The 1,105-nt window shown below is 40.9% G+C and carries 1 protein-coding gene and 1 pseudogene; both read right to left on the bottom strand.

The window, feature by feature from the left end:
- Positions 1 to 830: pseudogene (locus CUS89_RS15845) on the bottom strand (LXG domain-containing protein); the annotation flags it as partial.
- Positions 827 to 1,105: DUF3958 family protein (locus CUS89_RS15840; protein WP_104872797.1), on the bottom strand; the 279-nt coding region annotated here is incomplete at its 5' end. The gene CUS89_RS15840 and the pseudogene CUS89_RS15845, both read right to left, overlap by 4 nt.

Here is a 1,105-nt window from a genome sequence, read left to right as displayed (position 1 = left end):
CCTACTTTCGTGACATATTGATACAGCTCGGGGTTCACGATGCCGTAGCCTGATTGCTTGTCTTCGATTTTCCAAAAGACACGTGGGTTGCCCTCGCTATCGTGAATAATGAGAGCATAGACGTTGTACTTTTCTAGTTCTTTGTTTTTAGTTGGATCGATGCCTTTTTTCTCGTTTTCTACTTGTTGCCATTTGTCTTGGATCGTAGTTGTCCAGGACAAATCTTTCGGCATAGAGAATGTCTTCGTTTGGCTATTCCAAGCAGTTTTCGTTTGAGCAAGGCCTTGATTGACTGCTTGTTCGAGACTTTTGATTTCTGTAAAAAATTGCGCGGAGCTTTGGTTGTAAGCTAAGAGTTTTTGGAGTTTTTCTTCCAGTTTGTGTTTCAAGTCATGATACATCGTGAGTAACAACGTATTCTGATTGAGTTGAAACCCTTGGTGTTCTTCCGGCATATGAGGTGAAAGAAGCAACTGCCGTATCCCCTCGGCTTGGGTGATATATTGATTCATTTGACGAATTTGCGCTTCTAATTCGGATTGTTTCAAGCTGATGGAATCAACTTGATTTATGTATTCCTGTGGAAATCGTTTCGCTGCTTTTTCGACCGCTTCGGAGAGTAAGATTCCTCCTTGGACGAGTGGGTAAAGTATTTGAGAAAAATAGGCTTTCGCAGCGTCGTAGGTTTTTCCTTGGAGATTGGGCGTTTGTAAAGTGAATTGAGTGATGGCTTGTTGGAGATTTTGGTAATCAGTGACTTGTTTTTGGCAGAAGTGACTGGCGCTCGTGGCTTGGGCTAAGGAATCGGACAGATACATATCGATACTCATGTGTTTTGATCCTCCAACAAAATTTTTCTTTTCTCAAAGCTAATCTCATCAAGCTTTTGCGTGATTTTTTGTTGTTGGATCATTTCGTAATGTTGGCATTCATCAAAGCCATTCATCAATCGCCTACTTTGATGTGAAAATTCTGTGGTGAATGTTTCGATAGATGTAGAGGTATTCGACTTCTGGTAGGACATCTGTAATCGAAATAAGAAGTTCCCCACTCCTTTTAAATGATCTTGGTAATCTGAACGGCAGGCATCAAGTTGTTTCATTTT

Source organism: Enterococcus mundtii (assembly GCF_002947535.1).
Lineage (GTDB): Bacteria > Bacillota > Bacilli > Lactobacillales > Enterococcaceae > Enterococcus_B > Enterococcus_B mundtii_B.
The sequence above is the reverse complement of the archived record's forward strand: the minus strand, read 5'-3'. Positions and strand labels throughout refer to the sequence as shown.